An 18,962-nucleotide genomic window follows, 5' to 3' on the forward strand; every position below is an offset into this window, starting at 1 on the left:
CGGATGAAATATGCCTTTATATTTTTACTAATCTTTATAAAAATTGGTTATGCACAACAGTCAGATTTTAGCCATATTAATTTTCATAAAGCGGATAGTATTGCTCTAAATTTAAAAGGAGAAAGTTTAAAAAACTTACCCATACTTAGTTATAAGTTAACTGCTGAGTTAACTACCGATACTGAAAAATTTAGAGCAATTTATTTGTGGGTTAGCACAAATATCGAAAATGATTACGAATCTTATTTGAAGACAAAAAAGAAACGGAAAAAATTATCAAATGATAGAGTTGCTTTTTTAGAGTGGAATAATAATTTTACTCCAAAAGTTTTCGAAAGACTTGTAAATTATAAAAAAACAGCTTGCACTGGCTATGCTTATTTGGTACGTGAATTAGCTAATTTAGCTGATATTCATTGTCAAATAGTTGATGGTTTTGGAAGAACAGCAACATTAAACCTAACAGAAAACAGTGAACCAAATCATTCTTGGAATGCTGTAAAACTAAATAACAAGTGGTATTTGTGCGATGCTACTTGGTCTGCTGGGTCTATTGTTTTAGAAGATAACCTTCCTAAATTTAAAAGTGATTATTTTGATGGCTATTTTTTAGCTGATCCTGATTTATTTTTAAAAAATCATTATCCAATAAACACAAAGTGGGCATTAACAACTTTCACTCCTGAATTTAAAGATTTTATAGCAGGACCCGTAATTTATAAAGATGCTTTTAGTTTAAATATCACACCTATTTCACCAAAAATGGAATTAGATATTTTTAGAGGAGAAACTATAGCTTTTAAATTAAATGCGCCTGACATAAAAGAAATTGATCACTTCAGCCTGCTATTAAATAATGGACATTCAAATAACAAAACTGAAGCAAAAATTACTGTAGATAACGATATTTATAATTTAGAATATTCTTTTTTAAGACCAGGGTTTTACAGTGTACATATATTATGGGAAGATAAAATTATAGCGACACATATCGTAAAAGTAAAAAGAAGATAATTTATTCTTAGTTAGATATAAAAAATAAAGAGGCTACTTTTAAAAAATCTATACTTTCAATTCTTAATTATTGGTGTTAAATTAATCTCTGGTTTTGGAGGAATTCGCTTTGCTAAAAACAATATTTGCCCTAAATGGCTAGATTGGTGTTCCATAACATGAAACCAACAGTAATGGTTTGTCCAACCGTAACTTGGCTGAACTTCTTCAAACCATTTATCATCACGCTTTTTAAGCTCTTCAATTGTTTTTTCTCGCACCTCATTGTAAATATCAAGGTAATATTGCGCATCATGTCCCTTATACTTTTCTTGTGATGCTGTACTTAAAATCAATGCCTTACCCCAAATTTTCTTTTCCTCTTCATTAAAATCTCTTCCTTCGAATGTAAATACTTGATAATATTTTTCAGCTGCAGCTAAATGCATTATTAAAGCTCCTATTCTGTTTGCTTTTTCATCATGTAAATGATCTAATTCATAAATAGACATATCCTTAACTGTATACTCTACTCTATTTTTTAAATCCTCTAACATTGAAATCATTGCTCCGATTTGAGGAGATGCTCCTTCTACTCCACCAATAGTTTCAGGAACTGGAGGTTCAATACCAGCACCTACATACAGCAATGACTTTTTACCATGGGCTGCATCTGTACTAGAACTAATTTCGTATTCTTTTATTTTCACTATATTCTCTTTTGATACCCCTTGACTCCATTTAGGAATACCACTATAGCTTACAACATTTTCAAAACTTGAATTATTGATTTTAATTTGCTGCAAGACGCCATTATCATCTTCTATATACAGCTCAAATTTATCAAAGTAGAATTTACCATTACTAACACAAACACCTCCAAAATTTAATGTCTCTGAGTTTTCGTTAATTAATCCTTCTACTGTATATGACTTCCAGACATTAGACTTTATAGGTCTATCTCCCATATTATCAAAAAAGCCCTGTTCTCCTCCCTCATCATCTACACGAGCCCAAACACCTGCCCAAGCATTATCGTCGCCCGTATCTACTTTTACATGAGCTACGACTTTAAATTTCTTTTGTTTATTTGATGAAATTTCTAAAAACTGACTAAATGAAGTCCAATCTCCTGAAACTTCTTTAACATTTTGCGCATTTACAGAAAAACTAAAAAGCGTAACTAAAGCTATTACATACTTATATATCATAATAATAAATTTATAGACTCATTCTGTCTTTGAAAATGTACGATTGTCGCCTTGAAACCTCTACCTCTTCACCATTATCCATCTTAAGTTTTAGCTTACCACTAAACCATGGAATAACATTTAAAATATGATTCATGTTAATTATTTGTTGCCTGTTTACTCTAAAGAAATTTGCTTCAGGCAACTTTTCTTCGACCTGATTTAATGACTTATACAGCATAGGTTTTTGATCTTGAAAATACACACGAGAATAATTCCCAACAATTTCAATTAGTGAAATATCTCCTATTTTAACCAACCAACATTTTTCGCCATCTTTAATAAAAATTTGACTACTATCTACTAATCTTTCTATTGAAATTATAGTTTCTTCTGGCTTACTTTCTAGCTTTGTTTTAACTTTTTCAATGGCTTGACTAAACCGTTTATCATTTATTGGTTTTAATAAATAATCTAAGGCATTATACTCGAATGATTTTATAGCATACTCATCGAAAGCAGTTGTAAAAACAGTTATTGGTACTTCATCAAGCATTTCTAACAACTCAAAACCATCCTTTTCGGGCATGTTTATATCTAACAATAATAAATCTGGTTTTGTTTTATTTATAAGTTCATAACCTTCATCAACGTTCTCAGCTTCTCCCACTAAATCAAGTTCTGGGTGCTGCTTTAGCAATTCTTTAATTTCGTTTCTAGCTAAACGAGAATCTTCAACAATAACTGTTTTTATTTTATTCATGCTATGGGAATTTTAATACAAGCAACAACCTCTCCGCTTATTTCCTCTAAAGTAAATAATGCATTTTTACCGTACAATAAATACAACCGCTGCTCTATATTTTTTAGTCCTAATTTAGTTGACTCTTTATCAATACTCAAACTACCTGTATTAGATACTGTAATATTCAATTCTTTTTCTTCAACTTTTGTTATTAATTTAATACTACCACCTTGTTTTAATTTTGATATTCCATGTTTTGCAGCATTTTCTACAAGCAATTGGACTACCATTGGAGGAATTTTTATGGTTTCTGATTCTGAATCAATCTTTTTGATATATGTAAGCCTATCCTCCATCTGAATTTTTGCCAACGCTATATAATTATCGACCATTTCAATTTCTTCACTTAAAGCAATCGCATCAACTGTATTTTTAGATAATGCAAACTGTAACATTTCTGAAAGCTTAGTAATCATCTCTCTAGATTTAGTTACATCTTCTAACATTAAACCTCTAATATTATTAAGGCTATTGAACATAAAATGTGGGTTTATTTGCCCTTTCAAAGTATTTAATTGTGCTTCTTTTAAAATAGAATTTAACTCTAATGTTTCTAATCTATTTTTATTTGAGTTACTAATAAATTTTATCGAAAAATAAATTACTGACCACCCAAAAACTGTAAAAAAACTAGTTATACTTGCAACTATAAAAGATCCATTTTCTTTTATTAAATTGATTTCTTCTTCTGTTTTATGGAAAAAAACATCATACAATTCATCTGAAGCTAAGCCTACTACAAAATAAGCTAAAGAACAAATAATTAAGGCTATAAAAAGTTTATATATACTCTTATAATTAATAGCATCAATATTAAATTCTTTTTTTAAATATAACCTATAAATACTAGTTACTATAATACCCAGTGCTGATGCTGTTATAAAAGAAAAAAATTTGAAAGTAATTGTTAAATTTGGGAGCATGAATAAGATAGAATTCATCATACTAAAGCCTACAATCTGAAGCAGCCAAAATAATAACTCTCTATTTTTATTTAAATCCATATTTATTCCACCTCCGTTTTTAATGAATTTAATGGTAAAAGCACCCAAATTGTATTTTTATCAATTTCAAAATTACTCATATAAACAAACTCATTTACTCCAAATAACAATTTTAATCTTTGCTTTATTGTAGTTTCTAGAACTTGGCGGGGCTTACTAATTTCTGCTTTTCCATTATGGATTATACTGATTTTTAGACCATTTTCTCTTAACTCCGTTTGTAATTTTATTGTCCCATCTTGCTTTAAATTCAACACTCCAAAACGTGTTGCTAATTCTATTAAATTAGTAAGTAACATTGGCGGTATATTCAATTGCTCTGTTTCTTTTGCAATATCATAAGTAACTGTAAATCTATTTTTACCTTCTATATTTAATATTAAAATATAGTTCTCCGCTATCTCTAAATCATCTTCTAGTTTAACTGAGTTTATATTATTCTTTGTTAAAGAATATCTCAACATTTCTGATAAGGTTGTCAACATTGCTCGCGATTTAGTCACATCTTCTAACATTAACCCTTTAATATTATTTAAAGATGTAAATATAAATTGTGGGTTAATATGACCTTTAAGTGTATTTAATTGTGCTTGTTTTACTTGATCTTTTAATTGCAAACGATCAATTCTCAATTTTAAAGATTTTTTTAATAATTTAATGATATAAAAGAATACAGTCCACCCTCCAATAAGAATAAAATAAAAAACATACTTGCCATAACCACTTTTTGATGGTGAACTATTTTTAAAAGCATCAATATCACCTATAAAATAACGAACTATTGAAGCTGTAAAATACCCAAAATAATAAGACAGCATTGGAATAATCGAAACAACAATTGCAATAGCCGCTAAAACTTTTAAAGCTGAATATATATTAAACTTTTCTAATGGAGCTATTTTATTGAGTACCCACCTTAATGCAGATGTAGATAGTATTCCAATAAACATGATGGCCAGCTCAATTATTAAAACCTCAACAAGACTATCATCGGTACCGCCAACATAACCAATAAACATGGATAAGAAACCCCAGCCTATAAATTGTAAGACCCAGAAAAGGTTTTTGCTTATTATTTTTTGCATTAATAGATTATCTAATTTTAAAGTGTAATGCCCCAATTAATAGGTAGCTATATATTTATTTTTAAAGTAATATAACACTAATAATTGCCTCTATTAAAATTTTCACTAAAGATATCATATTGGTCGAATTTAAGCTGGTTGAATAATTTGTTATATAAAAATACTTTTTGATGGCCTTTTTTAAAATGTATTTATGGCGAACGGTAAAATTGAATATGTGAACGGTAATATATAATTCATTTTACGTACTCTAAAAATTAATGTGTTATCTCCGATAGATATATACCAGCTTTCAAGCCAATTGAAACAGCAACTATTAAGAAGATAATTTTTCTTTTGACAAGAATGCTTTTTTCTTTTTTTGAAATTAGATTACTTAAAACTTGAACTTTACCTGATTTATAAAATGTGAATGAATATCCATTCATTGCAGATAAATCAACCCCAGATATAACTTTATAATCCTCATTTTCGATTTCAATATTGTGAACTGTCCCGAAAACCGAATACTTACTGGAAACCTTTTCACCTCCAACAATTATAGTCTCTTTTCCAAAAATTGAATTGTAAACTTCAATGCACGTGTTTTCTATTTTATAGTTTATATATTTCATAGCTTTTTAAAGTTTAGTTGTTTTCTATTACTCATTTACAAAGCGTAACATATGCTGTAGGCACGTACCATAAATTTGTACCAAATGATACCGTAACGATTTCGTACCCTTCAGCATTTTTTTCATTTATGAACTGTTCCACTTCTAAACGTAAAGTTTCACTAGACCAGCAATTACTTCTTTTTATAATCGTGTATTTTCTCATATTATTTACCTGTACTATTGAATTCATGTATTATAATAATTAAATAAGAAAAAGTATACTTATATGTTTCTCAAAACTTTTACAGCTTCTTTAGCTCCAGATAATTCAGCATACTGTAAAGCTGTATATCCTATTTTAGATTTTACTTCTTCGTCTGCGCCATTTGCTATAAGTATGTTTATCAGCTCTACATTATTATAACGTGCAGCATACATTAAAGGCGTCATACCGTTTACTTTGGTCTTAACTTCTACATCTGCGCCAAAAGCTATAAACTTCCTTACAATTGCTACATTATTCTGTGCAACCGCAATACTTAATGGTGCTACATCTTTAATTGATGTTGCAACTATTTTCTTTGATTTTAAATCTGAATTGTTGTTGTTTGCATTTGCTGCAGTTGTCAATGTCATTCCAATAATAAGTCCGAAAGCGATGATTGATTTTTTCATAATATAAAGTTTTAAAATTATTGTTATTTTGTTTCTTATTGTAAATTTACATTGATTATCAAGTAATTAAACTTCTTTTATGACCAACGGTAAAATTTAATCACTGAACGGAAAATCATATTTAAATACTTTTTTACATACTTCGTAAAAATTAAAAAACAAAAAAGCGAACCCATTGGCTCGCTTTTTTTATTGATTGATGATGATTATATTTTATTACTTTCTCAAAAGTTTTACAGCTTCTTTAGCTCCAGATAATTCAGCATATTGTAAAGCTGTATATCCTATTTTAGATTTTACTTCTTCGTCTGCGCCATTTGCTATAAGTATGTTTATCAGCTCTACATTATTATAACGTGCAGCATACATTAAAGGCGTCATACCGTTTACTTTGGTCTTAACTTCTACATCTGCGCCAAAAGCTATAAACTTCCTTACAATTGCTACATTATTCTGTGCAACCGCAATACTTAATGGTGCTACATCTTTAATTGATGTTGCAACTATTTTCTTTGATTTTAAATCTGAATTGTTGTTGTTTGCATTTGCTGCAGTTGTCAATGTCATTCCAATAATAAGTCCGAAAGCGATGATTGATTTTTTCATAATATAAAGTTTTAAAATTATTGTTATTTTGTTTCTTATTGTAAATTTACATTGATTATCAAGTAATTAAACTTCTTTTATGACCAACGGTAAAATTTAATCACTGAACGGAAAATCATATTTAAATACTTTTTTACATACTTCGTAAAAATTAAAAAACAAAAAAGCGAACCCATTGGCTCGCTTTTTTTATTGATTGATGATGATTATATTTTATTACTTTCTTAAAAGTTTTACAGCTTCTTTAGCTCCAGATAATTCAGCATATTGTAAAGCTGTATATCCTATTTTAGATTTTACTTCTTCGTCTGCGCCATTTGCTATAAGTATGTTTATCAGCTCTACATTATTATAACGTGCAGCATACATTAAAGGCGTCATACCGTTTACTTTGGTCTTAACTTCTACGTCTGCGCCAAAAGCTATAAACTTCCTTACAATTGCTACATTATTCTGTGCAACCGCAATACTTAATGGTGCTACATCTTTAATTGATGTTGCAACTATTTTCTTTGATTTTAAATCTGAATTGTTGTTGTTTGCATTTGCTGCAGTTGTCAATGTCATTCCAATAATAAGTCCGAAAGCGATGATTGATTTTTTCATAATATAAAGTTTTAAAATTATTGTTATTTTGTTTCTTATTGTAAATTTACATTGATTATCAAGTAATTAAACTTCTTTTATGACCAACGGTAAAATTTAATCACTGAACGGAAAATCATATTTAAATACTGTTTTACATACTTCGTAAAAATTAAAAAACAAAAAAGCGACCCCATTGGCTCGCTTTTTTTATTGATTGATGATGATTATATTTTATTACTTTCTTAAAAGTTTTACAGCTTCTTTAGCTCCAGATAATTCAGCATATTGTAAAGCTGTATATCCTATTTTAGATTTTACTTCTTCGTCTGCGCCATTTGCTATAAGTATGTTTATCAGCTCTACATTATTATAACGTGCAGCATACATTAAAGGCGTCATACCGTTTACTTTGGTCTTAACTTCTACATCTGCGCCAAAAGCTATAAACTTCTTTACAATTGCTACATTATTCCGTGCAACCGCAATACTTAATGGTGCTACATCTTTAATTGATGTTGTAACTATTTTCTTTGATTTTAAATCTGAATTGTTGTTGTTTGCATTTGCTGCAGTTGTTAATGTCATTCCAATAATAAGTCCGAAAGCGATGATTGATTTTTTCATAATATAAAGTTTTAAAATTATTGTTATTTTGTTTCTTATTGTAAATTTACATTGATTATCAAGTAATTAAACTTCTTTTATGACCAACGGTAAAATTTAATCACTGAACGGAAAATCATATTTAAATACTTTTTTACATACTTCGTAAAAATTAAAAAACAAAAAAGGGAGCCAATTGGCTCCCTACTTTTCTGAATCTTAAAATATGTTTTAATCTCTTAAAAGCATCACTTCAGATTTATTACCTAAATGCTTTGCATAAAAACCTAACATTGCTTCATACAACTCAATTATATTTTCTTCCTTAGAAAAACCGTGTCCTTCATCGTATTTTACCATGTATGGTACATCAACTCCTTTTTCTCTAAGAGCACTTACAATTTGATCAGACTCGTCAATATTTACACGTGGGTCATTAGCACCTTGAACTACAAAAAGTGGTTTTTTAATTTTATCAATATGAAATACCGGTGATACTTCTTCCATAATCACTTTTTCCTCAGGAACATCCTCATCATACCAAACCTCTTTTATAATCTTTACATATGGTTTCCAATAAGGAGGCATTGTATTCATAAACGTAAATATGTTAGATACTCCTACATAATCTACACCACAAGCATATAAATCTGGTGTTTTTGTCAAGCCTCTTAAAACAGCATAGCCACCGTGACTTCCACCATAAATTGCTGCTTTATCTTTATCTACCCAACCTTGTTCTATAACATACTGTAAACCATCTTCCACATCGTCCATTGCTTTTCTACCAATTTGCTTGAATCCAGATTCTAAAAATTCTTTTCCGTAACCGCCAGAAATTCTAAAATTTACTTGCAATGTAGCATAACCTCTACTTGCAAAAAGTTGTGCTTCTGGACCAAATCCCCAAGAATCTCTTATCCCTTGTGGTCCACCATGTGGATTTACAATTACAGGAACTTTTTCCCCATTTATTGCTGCTTTAGGTAAGGTTATGTATCCATGAATAGTTAAGCCATCTCTACTTTTAAAGGTAATTGGTCGCATTTCGGCCATATCTTCTTCCTTTAGTTGAGGCATTAGGTTATATACCAATTTAAATTCGTCTTTCTTCACATCATATGAATAATAAACTCCATATAATTTATCGCTACTTACAACTAATAAATAGTTATTTTCATCATCGGTAGCATCCGTAATTCCAAATTGCTTTCCTGCAAATTCTTTTTCAAATTTTTGATGTAATTTTTTATAATAAGCACTTACAGGCACAATAACAGACTTTTCTCCTTCATACTGAAAATAGTCTAATTCGTAATTACGCTTTCTAGATAATGCTAAGTTTGATACATCATAATCTTTATTCGAAAAAACTTTTTTCAGCTCTTTGTTCAATTTAAAATCATATAATATGATTTCAGATTTATCACTATTCAAATTAGAAACTACATAAGCGTCATTTGGGTTCTCTGTAGCATAATTAAAGCTTAAAATAGTAAAAGCATCTTTCCAACTTAGACTTTTTACCACTTCAAAAACGCCATCATTATTAGCATAATATAAATCTTGATCTACACCATCACGTAATTTAGTAAACGCTTTTAATTTTCCATCTTCATCAAAATTATAACCCATAATTGGGTTTGTAACATCTTCATTTGTATATAATTGCTCTAATTTTCCTGTTACTACATTCAACTTATACGGATCAAAAATTTGAGGATTATTCTTATTTAAAGAGATAATAATATGATCTTTATCTTCCTTTAATAGCTTTAAAAAATCGGCTTGTACTTTTTCAAAAGGCGTTAAATCTTTCTGATTAGAACCATCTAAATCTGCAGCATATATATGATAGTTTTCATCACCACCTTTATCCATTAAATATACAAGGCGATTGTTGTTTACCCAACCATATCGACGAATTAATTCGTCTTTCTCTTCAATAGCTCTCGTAACATTTTCTGTAGCTATTTCTTTTACATACACATGGCGTTTTCCATTTTTATCTTTCTCCATGTATGATATGTATTTACCATTTGGAGAATAATTAAATGAAGAAGCGTTAGGCTTTGCAAAATAATCCGAAACGGAGTATTTAAAATCACCTCTATCTGCACTTGCCATTGCTTTCAATGCTTCATCAGAACTAGGTAATGCTGTATTTCCAGGAATCATTATAACTGTTTTTTCCAAAACTAAAGGAAATTCCATTTCTCCTTGGTAAAAAGTACCAGAAATTTTATCATTTTCAATAGCACCTACATATTTTATACCTGCTTGTTTAAAAACAATTGTCAATTCCTTATCCACTAAAGTAGTTTCATCCATTGGGATACCTGTTGCACCCTGTGCCGGACTATCCATGGTAGTAGTTAATTCTCCATCAGTTTCCGTAATATTAAAAATTAGCGGCATGTCATTTCCCTGAACAGTAAGTGTTCCTTTCCAAGATCCTGATACATCTTGGGCATTTGCAAATTGTGCACTCAAAGTTGTGACCGTGAATAGCACAAAAAAAATAAATCTAATTTTGTGGTTGTTTTTTTTCATAATATATAGTTTTAAGGGTATTTATTTCTAGTGTAAAACTACAACGACACTACTGGTTTACATATCAATATATGACTAGCGGTAAAATTTAGTGACTGAACGGAAACTTAAATAATGTAAATGTTTTAAATGCTTATTAGCAAACACTTTAAACCTATTACCAAATTACCTTATATAATTGCATACCTATAATAAAGCCTAACCAGAGTCCTAAAATTATAATTAAAATCAGTAAATTTCTAGAGCTTTTTGCCATATAGTTTTCTATATTTAATGGCATACTATTTTTATGAATTTTAAAAGATTTAAAATTGGGGAATACTAAATTTCTTTCAAAACGAACATCATAATTGTTACCTCCAAAAGTAAAATAATGTTCCGAACGTAATAGCCCAAATTTCTCAGAAACTTTAGCTCCATTTAATAAAACCCGTTCTTTGCCCATTAAGGAATTAAAAACTTCAATTTTATTATCTTCTATATAGAACTCTGCTCGTTTTTTCATTGAAATAGCCTGTGTCGTCTTCAAGAAAAGACAACTTAAATTATAATTTTTTGTTTTATCGGGGAGGTTGGTAATATTTACGTTCAAAACGCAAATTTGGATTACAAAACTAAAAAATAAATTAAATAAAAAACTTAAAGTTGTGTTAACACTAAGGTTTGAACGTTAATGTCTTAGTTTATTCGGAGGATATTTTTCAAAAACTTTACTTACAATAGCTTGTAAGTTTTTCTCTCTTGCTTCTGGAGAACTTTTTTCATTAAAGCTACTTACCCCTGTTGCTTCCCAAAATAAAAATTCTTTTTGACTATCAACAAGATCAAATTGAATTTCTCTTTCTTGTTTAGCATTACCTAAAGGTAAACCTATAGATATTCCTCCACCAAGATTACGCCCTGAACCACCAAGACCAACACCAACATTATTATTTTGTGGCGCTTTGTAAGATGCGCTTTCTATATTAATAAAAAAATCAGGCTCTTCAGATAATTTAATACCCTTTGCTTGCATTGTAGAATCAACAAGTACTAAAATTCTTTTTGTATCTAAACCGCTTAATCCGGTTTCCATATTTGGATAATAATTATAAGTAGAATAACTAGAAAAGTCTGTTTCTTTATCATAGTCATAATTTACGTTAACTGCAGCGCAAGAAACGAATAATAGAACTACTAAAAAGAAACCTATCTTTTTCATTTGTAAATATTTAATTTAAAAATAAGCAAAAAGCACCCTTACATCAAACAATTAACAAATTAATCGTTTAACATTCTCCAAAGTTTATCTTTTAGCTCAATAAGTCCGGTTTGCACAACAGAAGAAATAAAATGATACGGCGTTCCTTCAAACTCTACATCAAGCTCTTTAGCCATTTCTTCTTTAAGCTCATCATCTAACATGTCACTTTTAGAAATAACTACTAAACGTTCTTTGTCTAACATTTCTGGGTTATACCTACGTAATTCATCTAAAAGAATTTCGTATTCTTTTTTAATATCTTTACTATCTGCAGGTACCAAAAATAATAGCGTTGAGTTACGCTCTATATGTCTTAAAAAATAATATCCTAACCCTTTACCTTCTGCTGCTCCTTCTATAATTCCAGGAATATCAGCCATAACAAAACTCTGAAACTCACGATACTTTACAATTCCTAAATTAGGCTTCAGCGTCGTAAACTCGTAATCTGCTATTTTAGGTCTTGCTGTCGTTAAAACTGACAGTAAAGTAGATTTACCTGCATTAGGGAAACCAACCAAACCAACATCTGCCAATAGCTTAAGCTCTAAAATTACGGCTAACTCTCCTCCTGGTATTCCAGGCTGAGCATATCTTGGTGTTTGATTAGTTGATGTTTTAAAGTGCCAGTTTCCTCGACCACCTAAACCACCTGGCAAAAGAACTTTCTCTTCTCCCGCTTCCGTAATTTCCATAATTACTTCTTCGGTATCTGCATCTTTAATTACAGTACCTAATGGCACATCTAAATACACATCTTCACCATCAGACCCTGTACTTCTACTTTTTGCACCATGTGCTCCATGCCCTGCTCTAAAGCTACGCTTGAATTTAAAAGTTAACAGTGTCCATAAATCTTTACTACCACGAACTATAATATGACCTCCACGACCACCATCACCACCATCAGGACCACCTTTAGTAATAAACTTTTCACGGTGCAAATGCACAGAACCTTTTCCTCCGTTACCAGATTCCAAATTTACTTTTACGTAATCTACAAAATTTCCCTCCGTCATTGCTATCTAAATGTGTTGTGTTCTATTGGTATTTCAGCTTTAAATATTAAAGCTTGTCAATAACCGCTTTTAAGCGATTTGTAATTTCTGCAATTTCACCAATACCATTTACGCTATAGAATTTATTTTTCCCTTCGTAATATGATTTTAATGGCGCTGTTTTCTCGTTATATTCTTCAAAACGATTACGGATTTTAGCTTCGTCTTGATCATCTGATCTTCCGCTTACTTTACCTCTTTCTAGTAATCGTTGTATTAAAATTTCATCGTTAGCTTCTAAAGCAACTGTTGCATTTACTTGCATATCTTTAGAATCTAAAAAAGCATCTAATGCTTCTGCTTGTGCGGTAGTTCTTGGAAAACCATCAAATATAAACCCACTTGCATCTGCATTCTTTTCAACCTCATCTTCCAACATTTTTATAGTAACCTCATCTGGTACTAAATCTCCTTTATCAATGTAAGATTTTGCTAAAATACCTAGTTCAGTCCCATTTTTTATATTGTATCGAAAAACATCACCTGTAGAAATATGTTTCAGATTATATTCTGACTTTAAAAACTCTGCCTGCGTGCCCTTGCCAGCACCTGGTTTTCCGAAAATCACAAGATTGATCATAGTATTTTGGTTTAGTTGATATACTTCTTTTAAATTTCTTCCTAGCTCATTATAATCAAGGCCATACCCTACAATAAATTTGTCTGGTATTTCCATTCCCACATAATCTATATTGTATTCTCCATTATAAACTGAAGGCTTATGAAATAATGTCGCAATTTTAAATTCTCGTACATTGGTTTTTGAAAACAAATGCACCAGTTCTTTCAAAGTTCGCCCAGTATCAATAATATCTTCAATAATAATTACGCTTCTTCCTTTTATTGATTCGGAAGGAACCTCTAATAAAGTTTCAACAATACCTGTTGATGTTAACCCACTATACGAGCTTAATTTCACAAATGAAACCTCACAAGGGTGTTCGTAAGCTTTCAGTAAGTCAGAAACAAACATAAATGAACCATTTAAAACGCCAATAAATATTGGTGTTTCATCCTTATAGTCTGCTGCAATAGCATCTGCAACTTTCTGTACAGCTACCTTAACTTCTTCTTGGCTAAGGAATGGTCTAAAATGCTTATCGTGTAGCTTTATCACGGTATTTTTTTTTGAGTTGACAAATATAGCGTTTTGATTTCTCTTTTTACTTCTAACATGGCTGGTTTTAAGAATTCGGTGTATTTTTGTAATCAACATAGAATTCTGTAACAATTATGTCCAATCAAAACACAAAAAATTACTTTTCTTCAGATTTTAAACTCGGAATATTAGGCGGCGGACAATTAGGAAAAATGCTTTTATATGAAACTCGCAAGTTTGATATACATACTAAAGTATTAGAAAAAGCTAATGATGCCCCTAGTAAAATTGCTTGCGATGAATTTATCATTGGTGATTTAATGAATTTTGATGATGTTTATAATTTCGGAAAAAAGGTTGATGTTTTAACGATTGAAATAGAAAATGTAAACCTTGATGCTTTAGAAAAGTTAGAAACCGAAGGTTTAAAAGTATACCCTCCGACAAAAACATTAAGAACAATACAGAATAAAGCAAGGCAAAAATTGTTTTATGTTGATCATAATATTCCTACGGCCCCTTTTAACCGTTTTGCTTATACCAGCGAAATTAAAGACAGTATTGAAAACGGAGGCCTACAATTCCCTTTTGTTTGGAAAGCGGCACAATTTGGTTATGATGGCCAAGGTGTAAAAGTGGTACGTACAATTGCAGATTTAGAGGGTTTACCTAATGGTGAATGTATTGCTGAAGAAATGATACCTTTTAAAAACGAATTGGCTGTTATTGTTGTACGCAACCCTAATGGCGATGTAGTTACTTACCCTGTTGTTGAAATGGAGTTTCATCCTGAAGCAAACCAAGTAGAATATGTTATTTGCCCTGCGCGAATTGATGCCAAAGTAGCGCAAAAAGCAACAGAAATTGCGCTTCAAGTATCAAAAAAAATGAACCACATCGGTATTTTAGCGGTCGAGATGTTTCAAACTGAAGATGACCAAATTATAATTAACGAAGTGGCACCAAGACCTCACAATAGCGGCCATTATAGTATAGAGGCGAGTTACACCAACCAGTTTGAGCAACACATCAGAGCCATTCTAAACCTTCCATTAGGCAGTACCGAAAGTAAAGTTGCAGGTATTATGGTAAATCTTGTAGGTGCCGAAGGCTATACAGGTGATGTTGTGTATGAGAATATGGAAAATATTTTAAAATTAGAAGGTGTTACACCGCATATATACGGCAAAAAACAAACCAGACCGTTTCGTAAAATGGGACACGTAACTATTGTAAATAAAGATATTTCAGTTGCTCGTAGCATTGCACAGCAAGTAAAAGAAACCATTAAAGTTATTAGCAAGTAATAACGCATTCGATTTTAAATTTTTATATGAAGTATAGCATCATCATTTTATTGCTAATCACTATTTTTTCTTGCAAAACAGAAAAAGACAAACACCCTGAAATGTTGTTTTTTGAAGAAGCTTTAAAAAAAGACTTTAATATTGAAAACCTAGGTAACAAGCCTAATTACTCCGCAGATACTGCCGAATATGTATTCTTTAAAACAGATAACTCTGCTCCTGAAAAAGAAATAGATATCTATGATAAAAAGAAAAAAGAAAAAATAATAAGCTTATCTATTGATCATCTTAAACTTGTTATCGATAACAGCGGTACAATTTTCGGTTTTGATAACGATTTAAAAACTGCTTTTAAATACGAAGCCCCCAATTTTAATAAAAAACAAATTGAAATTGTCTCGCTGGCACATCTTTCAGATAAAAATTTAAAAGAAACTTATGCTTCTGAAATTGCACGAAAAAAGCTAGATGAAGCTAGCACTAATAAATTTATAAACGAAGTAAGAAACAAAACCATTCAAACAAAATTTGTAGATAGTTTAGATTGTGCTATTGAATTGTATGGCTCTTACGAATTGATTTTAAAATACCCATCAAAAGAAATTTATATAAACGATTGGTTACTTTTTAAAGGATCATTTCTTAAATCGAAAAAGTACAACATGAAAGATTGTACTTTAGCAAATACCAATTTAGATGAAACCGACTATTTTGGTGCTAAACATTTAAAACTAGAAGACGAAATTACGTTAGCTTATAATTTAGAAGGCAGCAACCATTTTGTAATGGGTGTATCGTCTAATAAATTGTACTATTACGAGTTTAAACTAAACGATAAAATCACAAAATTTAAGTCTGCCTACCCTATTACAGAAATTGATAATTTTGAAAATCAAATCTTATTAGAGATGGGGTATGACAACTATAAAATCACCACAAAAAAATAAACAACATGAGTAAAGTAGCCGTAGTAATGGGTAGCACAAGCGACATGCCTGTAATGCAAGAAGCCATAGATATTTTAAAAGGTTTTGATATTGAGGTTGATGTAGATATTGTATCTGCACACCGTACTCCTGAAAAATTATTTGATTTTAGTAAAAATGCACATCTTAATGGTTACTCAGTAGTTATTGCTGGTGCAGGTGGCGCAGCACATTTACCAGGTATGGTAGCTTCAATGTCGCCATTACCAGTAATTGGTGTACCTGTAAAAAGTAGCAACTCCATTGATGGTTGGGATTCTGTTCTTTCTATTCTACAAATGCCTGGTGGTGTTCCTGTAGCTACCGTTGCCTTAAACGGAGCTAAAAATGCAGGTATCTTGGCTGCTCAAATTATTGGTGCTTCTGATAAGTGTGTTTTAGATAAAATAATACTTTATAAAGAAGGCTTAAAGGCTAAAGTTATTGAAGGTGCAAAATCTATCAATAAAAAATAATAGCTACACATCAGTTGTTTTAAATACTATTTAATTTTTTCAATACGTTACAAATGAATCCACTTTTAACTTCTTTCGATACAGCACCTTTTTCTACCATTAAAAACGAGCATTTTATGCCTGCTTTTACAAAAGCAATTGCAGATGCTAGAGCAGAAATTGATGCTATAGCAACTAGTATAGAGGCTCCTACTTTTAAAAATACAATTTCTGCATTAGATTATGCTGGCCAACATTTAGATAGAATTTCAAGTGTGTTTTTTAATTTAAATTCTGCCGAAACTAATGAAGAAATTCAGAAAATAGCACAAGAAATTTCTCCACTATTATCTGAGTTCGGTAACGATATTACATTAAATGAAGATTTATTTAAAAGAGTAAAAGCCGTTTATGATCAAAAAAATGATTTAGATTTAAGTACTGAAGAACATACACTTTTAGATAAAAAATATAAAGGTTTTAGCCGCAATGGTGCCAACCTTACTGAAAACAAAAAAATACGCCTTAGAGAAATTGATGCTGCACTTTCTAAACTGAAACTAAAGTTTGGCGAAAATGTATTAGCTGAAACTAATAAATATCAACTGCATTTAACAAACGAAGCCGATTTAGATGGTTTGCCTGATGGTGAAAAAGAAGCTGCTGCACAATTGGCAAAAGCTAAAGAGTTAGAAGGTTGGTTAATTACATTAGACTACCCTAGCTATATTCCGTTTATGAAATATGCTACCAACAGAGCACTTCGTAAAGAGTTATCTATTGCTTTTGGTAGCAAAGGTTTTAATAATGATGCCTTAGATAATCAAGAAAATGTACTGCAAATTGCAAATTTACGCCATGAGCGTGCTAACCTTTTAGGCTATGCTACTCATGCACATTTTGTTTTAGAAGAACGTATGGCTGAAACGCCTGAAAAAGTACATGACTTTTTAAATGAATTGTTAGAGAAAGCAAAACCTGCTGCTCAAAAAGAATTTAGACAGTTAGAAGATTTTGCAAAAAAATTAGACGGAATCGATCAATTAGAAAAATGGGACAGTTCATTTTATTCTGAAAAGCTAAAGCAAAAACTTTTTGATTTAGATGATGAAAAGCTAAAGCCTTATTTTAAACTAGAAAATGTAATTGCAGGTGTTTTTAAAGTTGCTGAAAAATTATTCGGTTTACAGTTCGAAGAGGTTTTTGATATAGATACGTACCATGATGATGTAAAAACATACCGTATTTATGATGATAACAAGGCATTAGTTTCTTTATTCTATGCCGATTTTCACCCTAGAGCAGGCAAACGTGGTGGCGCATGGATGACTTCGTATAAATCGCAATATGTAGAAAATGGTGTAAACGTACGCCCTCACGTATCAAACGTATGTAATTTTACTAAACCTACAGCCAGCAAACCTTCTTTACTTACTTTTAATGAGGTTACTACTTTATTTCATGAATTCGGACACGGATTGCACGGTATGCTAGCAGATACAATTTACCCTGGTTTATCGGGCACTTCTGTTTATTGGGATTTTGTAGAATTACCAAGTCAGGTGTTAGAAAACTGGTGTTACGAAAAAGAGGCTTTGGAACTTTTTGCTACCCATTATGAAACTGGCGAATTGATACCGATGGAATTGGTACAAAAAATTAAAAACTCTGCTACTTTTCAAGAAGGCATGCAAACCCTACGCCAATTAAGTTTTGGTTTGTTAGACATGTCTTGGCATGGCGCAGACCCATCTAACATTACAAATGTAAAAGAGCAAGAAGAAAAAGCTTTTGAAGGTACCAACTTATACCCTGATACACCTGAAACTTGTATGAGCACCTCATTTTCACATATTTTTCAAGGTGGTTACTCATCTGGCTATTACAGCTATAAATGGGCAGAAGTTTTAGATGCTGATGCATTTGCGTACTTTAAAGAAAAAGGTATTTTCAATAAAGAAGTAGCTGCAAAATTTAAAGACCATGTACTCTCAAAAGGTGGTACTGAAAACCCAATGGAATTATATAAAAAATTCAGAGGTTCTGAACCTAAAATCGAACCTTTATTAGAACGTGCAGGTCTATTATAATTTTTTAACTTAGTACACATAAAACAGAAATAACCGTAATTGTACGG

At 31.0% G+C, this 18,962-nt stretch carries 20 protein-coding genes; 5 read left to right on the plus strand and 15 right to left on the minus strand.

The window, feature by feature from the left end; genetic code table 11:
• The first annotated feature begins 3 nt into the window (after positions 1 to 3).
• On the plus strand, positions 4 to 1,014 hold the full coding sequence (locus tag H0I23_RS10870) for a transglutaminase domain-containing protein (RefSeq protein ID WP_216783328.1): 1,011 nt from the start codon (positions 4 to 6) through the stop codon (positions 1,012 to 1,014).
• 56 nt (positions 1,015 to 1,070) lie between these two features.
• Here H0I23_RS10870 and H0I23_RS10875 read toward each other — a convergent pair whose 3' ends face one another.
• The 15 genes from H0I23_RS10875 to H0I23_RS10945 form a co-directional block, all read right to left on the minus strand.
• A complete protein-coding gene (locus H0I23_RS10875) occupies positions 1,071 to 2,204 on the minus strand; it encodes a DinB family protein (protein WP_216783329.1) in 1,134 nt (377 codons plus the stop codon).
• Positions 2,205 to 2,214: 10 nt separating this feature from the next.
• Complete coding sequence (locus H0I23_RS10880; RefSeq protein ID WP_216783330.1) at positions 2,215 to 2,946, minus strand: LytTR family DNA-binding domain-containing protein; 732 nt, start codon at positions 2,944 to 2,946, stop codon at positions 2,215 to 2,217.
• Positions 2,943 to 4,040, minus strand: a complete 1,098-nt coding sequence (locus H0I23_RS10885) for a sensor histidine kinase (RefSeq protein ID WP_254073591.1) — start codon at positions 4,038 to 4,040, stop codon at positions 2,943 to 2,945. The genes H0I23_RS10880 and H0I23_RS10885 overlap by 4 nt, the downstream gene beginning before the upstream one ends.
• Positions 3,995 to 5,077: a sensor histidine kinase gene (locus tag H0I23_RS10890; RefSeq protein ID WP_216783331.1), complete on the minus strand. Its 1,083-nt coding sequence runs from the start codon at positions 5,075 to 5,077 to the stop codon at positions 3,995 to 3,997. Before H0I23_RS10890 ends, H0I23_RS10885 begins: the two co-directional genes overlap by 46 nt.
• Before the next feature lie 257 nt (positions 5,078 to 5,334).
• A complete protein-coding gene (locus H0I23_RS10895; RefSeq protein WP_216783332.1) occupies positions 5,335 to 5,691 on the minus strand; it encodes a hypothetical protein in 357 nt (118 codons plus the stop codon).
• A gap of 31 nt (positions 5,692 to 5,722) precedes the next feature.
• On the minus strand, positions 5,723 to 5,923 hold the full coding sequence (locus H0I23_RS10900; RefSeq protein WP_216783333.1) for a hypothetical protein: 201 nt from the start codon (positions 5,921 to 5,923) through the stop codon (positions 5,723 to 5,725).
• A 32-nt stretch (positions 5,924 to 5,955) separates the two neighbouring features.
• Positions 5,956 to 6,348, minus strand: coding sequence for an ankyrin repeat domain-containing protein (locus H0I23_RS10905; protein WP_216783334.1), 393 nt, complete (start codon positions 6,346 to 6,348; stop codon positions 5,956 to 5,958).
• A 216-nt stretch (positions 6,349 to 6,564) separates the two neighbouring features.
• Entirely contained in the window at positions 6,565 to 6,954 is a 390-nt protein-coding gene (locus H0I23_RS10910; protein ID WP_216783335.1) for an ankyrin repeat domain-containing protein, read from the minus strand.
• Between the two features lie 216 nt (positions 6,955 to 7,170).
• Complete coding sequence (locus H0I23_RS10915; protein ID WP_216783335.1) at positions 7,171 to 7,560, minus strand: ankyrin repeat domain-containing protein; 390 nt, start codon at positions 7,558 to 7,560, stop codon at positions 7,171 to 7,173.
• A gap of 216 nt (positions 7,561 to 7,776) precedes the next feature.
• Positions 7,777 to 8,166 (minus strand): ankyrin repeat domain-containing protein, encoded by a 390-nt coding sequence (locus tag H0I23_RS10920; RefSeq protein ID WP_216783336.1) that lies wholly within the window; start codon positions 8,164 to 8,166, stop codon positions 7,777 to 7,779.
• Between the two features lie 210 nt (positions 8,167 to 8,376).
• Positions 8,377 to 10,698, minus strand: coding sequence for a S9 family peptidase (locus H0I23_RS10925; RefSeq protein WP_216783337.1), 2,322 nt, complete (start codon positions 10,696 to 10,698; stop codon positions 8,377 to 8,379).
• A gap of 157 nt (positions 10,699 to 10,855) precedes the next feature.
• Positions 10,856 to 11,227 (minus strand): hypothetical protein, encoded by a 372-nt coding sequence (locus H0I23_RS10930; protein WP_216783338.1) that lies wholly within the window; start codon positions 11,225 to 11,227, stop codon positions 10,856 to 10,858.
• Positions 11,228 to 11,368: 141 nt separating this feature from the next.
• On the minus strand, positions 11,369 to 11,899 hold the full coding sequence (locus H0I23_RS10935; protein ID WP_216783339.1) for a DUF4136 domain-containing protein: 531 nt from the start codon (positions 11,897 to 11,899) through the stop codon (positions 11,369 to 11,371).
• Between the two features lie 59 nt (positions 11,900 to 11,958).
• Positions 11,959 to 12,960 carry a GTPase ObgE gene (obgE, locus tag H0I23_RS10940; RefSeq protein WP_216783340.1) on the minus strand — a complete coding sequence of 334 codons (1,002 nt, stop codon included), beginning with the start codon at positions 12,958 to 12,960 and terminating at the stop codon, positions 11,959 to 11,961.
• A gap of 46 nt (positions 12,961 to 13,006) precedes the next feature.
• The gene (locus H0I23_RS10945) at positions 13,007 to 14,116 is read right to left on the minus strand and encodes an adenylate kinase (RefSeq protein ID WP_216783341.1); all 1,110 of its coding nucleotides are present in this window, start codon (positions 14,114 to 14,116) and stop codon (positions 13,007 to 13,009) included.
• 116 nt (positions 14,117 to 14,232) lie between these two features.
• Between H0I23_RS10945 and H0I23_RS10950 the strand changes: the two genes are divergently transcribed.
• Genes H0I23_RS10950 through H0I23_RS10965 form a run of 4 tightly spaced genes read left to right on the plus strand, consistent with a single transcriptional unit; the run spans position 14,233 to position 18,915 of the window.
• On the plus strand, positions 14,233 to 15,405 hold the full coding sequence (locus H0I23_RS10950; RefSeq protein ID WP_216783342.1) for a 5-(carboxyamino)imidazole ribonucleotide synthase: 1,173 nt from the start codon (positions 14,233 to 14,235) through the stop codon (positions 15,403 to 15,405).
• A 26-nt stretch (positions 15,406 to 15,431) separates the two neighbouring features.
• Positions 15,432 to 16,352 (plus strand): hypothetical protein, encoded by a 921-nt coding sequence (locus H0I23_RS10955; protein WP_216783343.1) that lies wholly within the window; start codon positions 15,432 to 15,434, stop codon positions 16,350 to 16,352.
• 5 nt (positions 16,353 to 16,357) lie between these two features.
• Positions 16,358 to 16,846, plus strand: coding sequence for a 5-(carboxyamino)imidazole ribonucleotide mutase (gene purE / locus H0I23_RS10960; protein WP_216783344.1), 489 nt, complete (start codon positions 16,358 to 16,360; stop codon positions 16,844 to 16,846).
• 53 nt (positions 16,847 to 16,899) lie between these two features.
• Positions 16,900 to 18,915 carry a M3 family metallopeptidase gene (locus H0I23_RS10965; protein ID WP_216783345.1) on the plus strand — a complete coding sequence of 672 codons (2,016 nt, stop codon included), beginning with the start codon at positions 16,900 to 16,902 and terminating at the stop codon, positions 18,913 to 18,915.
• Positions 18,916 to 18,962: the final 47 nt, after the last annotated feature.

The organism is Cellulophaga sp. HaHaR_3_176, from assembly GCF_019021925.1.
GTDB lineage: Bacteria > Bacteroidota > Bacteroidia > Flavobacteriales > Flavobacteriaceae > Cellulophaga.

Coding starts and splice junctions, on each gene's coding strand:
- H0I23_RS10955 (WP_216783343.1), top strand. CDS start 15,432: ATGAAGTATAGCATCATCATTTTATTGCTAATCACTATTTTTTCTTGC.
- H0I23_RS10900 (WP_216783333.1), bottom strand. CDS start 5,923: ATGAATTCAATAGTACAGGTAAATAATATGAGAAAATACACGATTATA.
- H0I23_RS10935 (WP_216783339.1), bottom strand. CDS start 11,899: ATGAAAAAGATAGGTTTCTTTTTAGTAGTTCTATTATTCGTTTCTTGC.
- H0I23_RS10920 (WP_216783336.1), bottom strand. CDS start 8,166: ATGAAAAAATCAATCATCGCTTTCGGACTTATTATTGGAATGACATTA.
- H0I23_RS10890 (WP_216783331.1), bottom strand. CDS start 5,077: ATGCAAAAAATAATAAGCAAAAACCTTTTCTGGGTCTTACAATTTATA.
- H0I23_RS10950 (WP_216783342.1), top strand. CDS start 14,233: ATGTCCAATCAAAACACAAAAAATTACTTTTCTTCAGATTTTAAACTC.
- H0I23_RS10965 (WP_216783345.1), top strand. CDS start 16,900: ATGAATCCACTTTTAACTTCTTTCGATACAGCACCTTTTTCTACCATT.
- H0I23_RS10870 (WP_216783328.1), top strand. CDS start 4: ATGAAATATGCCTTTATATTTTTACTAATCTTTATAAAAATTGGTTAT.
- obgE (WP_216783340.1), bottom strand. CDS start 12,960: ATGACGGAGGGAAATTTTGTAGATTACGTAAAAGTAAATTTGGAATCT.
- H0I23_RS10925 (WP_216783337.1), bottom strand. CDS start 10,698: ATGAAAAAAAACAACCACAAAATTAGATTTATTTTTTTTGTGCTATTC.
- H0I23_RS10910 (WP_216783335.1), bottom strand. CDS start 6,954: ATGAAAAAATCAATCATCGCTTTCGGACTTATTATTGGAATGACATTG.
- H0I23_RS10895 (WP_216783332.1), bottom strand. CDS start 5,691: ATGAAATATATAAACTATAAAATAGAAAACACGTGCATTGAAGTTTAC.
- H0I23_RS10915 (WP_216783335.1), bottom strand. CDS start 7,560: ATGAAAAAATCAATCATCGCTTTCGGACTTATTATTGGAATGACATTG.
- H0I23_RS10875 (WP_216783329.1), bottom strand. CDS start 2,204: ATGATATATAAGTATGTAATAGCTTTAGTTACGCTTTTTAGTTTTTCT.
- purE (WP_216783344.1), top strand. CDS start 16,358: ATGAGTAAAGTAGCCGTAGTAATGGGTAGCACAAGCGACATGCCTGTA.
- H0I23_RS10880 (WP_216783330.1), bottom strand. CDS start 2,946: ATGAATAAAATAAAAACAGTTATTGTTGAAGATTCTCGTTTAGCTAGA.
- H0I23_RS10905 (WP_216783334.1), bottom strand. CDS start 6,348: ATGAAAAAATCAATCATCGCTTTCGGACTTATTATTGGAATGACATTG.